A 4,091-nucleotide genomic window follows, 5' to 3' on the forward strand; every position below is an offset into this window, starting at 1 on the left:
ACTGAGTCTAGGCCAGCCCGGCGCGCTGCCGGCCCAGCCATCCGCCAGTCGTCGACTCAGCCTCATGCGGATAGCCCGGCTGATGTTCCCAGCGGTGCCATCCCCCCTAAAAAATCAAGGTCTTAGGCTCGCCACCGGCGACCTGCGGCTGAAGTCTGCCCCGATCAAAATCGTCAATTAACCGACGAGTGGCGTGCAGCAAAGTATGACAATAAAACCAGCGTCAATTTGTCGGCGAAACCCACCGCATCGAGCCACCCACAAGCCGGCCCCAGGCCCGCGGGCAGGCACTGAAAAAACAGCCTGGCTGGAGGGTCTACAACGGCGGTATTGCTGGCAGGTTCAGGGGGATGTGAGTTTTTGACTGGAGCTGCGGGGGCTCAGCCAGGCATTGACGTTTTCGACACTCTCGACAGGCGGCTTGCCCGCCCAGCGATTGAGCGTGAAGACATTGGTGACGAAGTCGTATTGGGTCTTGAGCAGATCTCGACGAGCCCGGAATTCGTTGCGTACGCTGGTCAGTACATCGACGGCATTGACCATTCCGTAACTGAGTCCTTTTTCTGCCGCCACTCTGGACAGCTGTGCCGAGGCCAGGGCATGCCGGCTCGCACTGATCTTTTCTGCGCTCGAGTTGGCCGTCAGGTAAGCGGTGGTGATCTCCTTGACCACCTGGCGCTGGACTGCTTCCAGTTGCTGCTCCGCCACAATCTGATCCTGGTAGAGCCCCCGCACCCGCGCCGAGGTTGAACCACCGCTGTATATCGGCACTTGCACGCCAATACCGGCGACATAACTGTCGGTACGCGGCGCCAGGGAGTTGTTGTAGCCCTCGTTGGTCTGTTGCGCGCTCAGAGACAGGCTCACGGTCGGATAGTGTCCGCCCTTGCCGCCGCGCAACGCAGCGCCTGCGGCCTCGACACCACTTTCGTTGGTCTTGAGCGCCGGGTTTTGCGCTATCCCCTCGCGGACCCACGTTTCAAGACTCTGCGTCGACACTTGTAGTTGCACGTCATCGCGAATCCGGTTGAGCTTCTCCTTGACTGGCCGGCCGACGATCTCCGCCAGTGCCTCGCGGGTGATACTGGCCTGGTTCTGGGCATCCAGCTCCTGCGCCGCCAGCAAATCGACCCGGGCCTTGAGGTCGAGTTGATCGGTAATCATTGCCAGCTGCTTTTCGTACAACGCATTGACCCTGTCCAGGCTCTTTTGCGTGGTTTGACGCTCCGCCTTTACCAACTCCAGTTCATCCTCGGCCGCCAATGCGGCGAAGTAACGCTGGGCTAAATCCACTGTGGCCTCGGCCTGGGCCTCCTGCGCTTCTGATTCGGTTTGCTTGGCCAGGCTTTTGAATCTTTGGTAGTTCTCCCACGCGGCCTTGTTGTAAAGGTATTGACGCAGCACCAGGCTGTAGATTTCGCTATCGTAACTGCGCTGCACCAGGTCGCTCTCCTGATGAATCCGGTTCTGCCCGGCGTTGAGCGATACCTGTGGTAACAGCGAGCCCAGGGCCTCGCGTTGATGTTCCTCGCCCGCCTTCGCTCGCGCATACGAGGCCAACACTCGCGGGTCTTCCAGCCGGGCCTCGCGGTACAACTGCATGAGATCCGTGGAATACGTCGAGGCACTGACCCCGGTCGGCTTTGCTTCAGTGGTTTGCGCCAGAACGGCACCCGCGGCAAACATGAACGCCCCGCCCAGCAGAACTGTCGACGCTCGCATGATCACTCCTCGATCAACGCTTGAGAGATGACATTGCGGGCCGGCTGCAGAAGGTATTGCAACAGCGTGCGTTGCCCCGTGATGATCAACACGTCCGCAGGCATCCCCGGCAGTAATTTGCGATCACCCAAGGCGCGCACGCCGGCTTCGGTGACCCGGACCCGCGCCAGGTAATAGGGAGTCCCGGTCTTTTCGTTGACCAGCCGGTCCGCCGAGACACTGATGACCTCGCCCTGGATCACCGGCGTGGTCGCACTGTTGAACGCGCCGAAACGGATATCGGCACGCTTGCCGATGGCGATGCGATCGATATCGACCGGCGCCACCTGGGCCTCTATGACCAGTTCAGAAACCGAGGGAACGATGTCCAGCAAAGGAGTCGCCGAGCGCACGACGCCGCCAATCGTATGCACCGTCATGCCTATCACCATGCCCGATTCGGGTGCGCGGATGATGATATGGCTGAGCCGGTCTTCCAGGGCGGAAGCCTTCTCTTGCAGGTCGTAGATTTTGGTCTGGACATCGGCCAATTGTTTGGCGACATCGGCATTGAAGTCTTTATCGACTTGTAGAATCTGCAGCTGTGTTTCATTGATCTGCAGGCGCGTCCTGGTGATGGTCGAACGATGGTCGGCCAATTCGGACTTGACCATTTCAAGCTTGCGCTGCTGCTCAAGCAGGCGTTGTTTGTCGACGAACCCTTGTGACAACATGTCTGTCAATTCAACGATTTCACCGCTGTAGGATTTATTCTCTCGCCCTGGCGCGCCTCGGCACCTCGCAGACTGTCGGCATCGGTCATGACGTCAAAGCCAATGACTGGCAGATTGTCCCGCTCAGCCTTGAGTCTTGCCTCCATGGCTCTGGCGGCAATGAGCTGGCTTCGGGTCATCTCGTATTCGGATCGCAGCTGGGCATCATCGAGAATAATCAGCGGGTCATCCTGCTTGACGATGTCACCGTCATGGGCCAACACCTCTTTGACGATGCCACCTTCGAGGTGTTGTACCGTTTTCCGATAAGCCTGCACGGTGACCACACCAGGCGCGTAAGCCGCGCCATCGATCGGTGCGACCGCCGCCCAGGTGCCGAACACCCCGAAGGTCATCAATAAAATGCCAAAACCCAGGCGACGGATCTTTCGATCAGATACCGCCAGGTCGGCGAAGTTATCTGTTTGACGACTGAGCATCGTACTGTTCATCGGCATCACCCTTGCGAGTAGCCACCGAAGCCACGCTTGCGCCTGCTTGCGAGGCGTGCTTTTGTGCCCGCTGCGCGAGTTCGGCCAGCACTTGTTCGCGTGGTCCATAGAGACTGATGGCGCCATCACTCATCACCATCAGCCGGTCAAGTTGGGACACAATGTTGGTTCGGTGGGTAATCACAAAAACGGTTGCGCCTGTCAGCTTGAGCTGCTGGATGGCCACCGCCAGGGCACGATCACCGACTTCGTCGAGATTGGAATTGGGCTCGTCGAGGATAATCAGCCGCGGGTTGCCATACAGGGCACGGGCCAGGCCTATGCGTTGGCGCTGCCCTCCCGACAGCATGACGCCATCGCTGCCAATGACGGTGTCATAGCCATCGGGCAACAGCAGAATCATTTCGTGAACGCCGGCAGACTTGGCCGCCAGAACGACTTTCTCGGAGTCGACCTCGGCGAAGCGGGCAATGTTCTCGCTGACGCTGCCTTCGAATAATTCAATGTCCTGGGGCAAGTAACCTATGTACGGCCCGAGTTCATGTTTGTCCCACGCGCTGATGTCCGCGCCATCGAGCCGGACCACCCCATGCTGCGGCGCCCATACCCCCATCAGTGCCCTGGCCAGGGTGGACTTGCCCGCGGCACTTGGACCGATGATTCCGACAATGCAGCCGGCAGGTACGCTGAAACTTATGTTTTTGATGATCGGGGTTTTCGAGCCAGGTGCCGCGACGATCAGATTCTCCACCTGCACATGACCCTGAGGCGCAGGCAATGACATACGCTCGGGCTGAGCCTGTTGTTTGTCGAGGATGTCGTTGAGACGGCGGTACTGCGAACGGGCCGCAATAAAGCCCTTCCAGCTGCCGATAATCAGATCGATGGGGGCCAAGGCGCGCCCTAGCAGCACGGACCCGGCAAACACCATGCCTGGCCCCACCTGGTGATCCACGGTCAGGTACGCCCCCAGCCCCAGGATCAGCGATTGCACCAGGATCCGGAAGGACCTGGAAAGCGTGCTGATGATGCCACCTCTATCGCTCGCCCCGGACTGCAGCATCAGGACATGCCTTTGGCGACGCCCCCAACGGTCCATCAGGGTTTCAAGCATGCCCATGGACTCGATGACTTCAGCGTTGCGCAGATTTTTCGTGGTATGGAG

At 59.4% G+C, this 4,091-nt stretch carries 3 protein-coding genes and 1 pseudogene; 1 reads left to right on the top strand and 3 read right to left on the bottom strand.

What is annotated here, in order from left to right:
- The coding region (locus AC1DLB_RS27495; protein ID WP_477786050.1) for a hypothetical protein at positions 1-181 on the top strand (181 nt) is incomplete at its 5' end.
- A 161-nt stretch (positions 182-342) separates the two neighbouring features.
- Here AC1DLB_RS27495 and AC1DLB_RS27500 read toward each other — a convergent pair.
- The 3 genes and pseudogenes from AC1DLB_RS27500 to AC1DLB_RS27510 all read right to left on the bottom strand — a co-directional run.
- On the bottom strand, positions 343-1,722 hold the full coding sequence (locus AC1DLB_RS27500; RefSeq protein ID WP_477779286.1) for a TolC family outer membrane protein: 1,380 nt from the start codon (positions 1,720-1,722) through the stop codon (positions 343-345).
- Positions 1,723-1,724: 2 nt separating this feature from the next.
- A pseudogene (locus AC1DLB_RS27505) lies at positions 1,725-2,914 on the bottom strand (HlyD family type I secretion periplasmic adaptor subunit).
- Positions 2,892-4,091 (bottom strand): type I secretion system permease/ATPase (locus AC1DLB_RS27510; protein WP_477786051.1); only part of this gene is annotated, 1,200 nt, incomplete at its 5' end. The pseudogene AC1DLB_RS27505 and the gene AC1DLB_RS27510, both read right to left, overlap by 23 nt.

Source organism: Pseudomonas sp. 05N434, assembly GCF_056396965.1.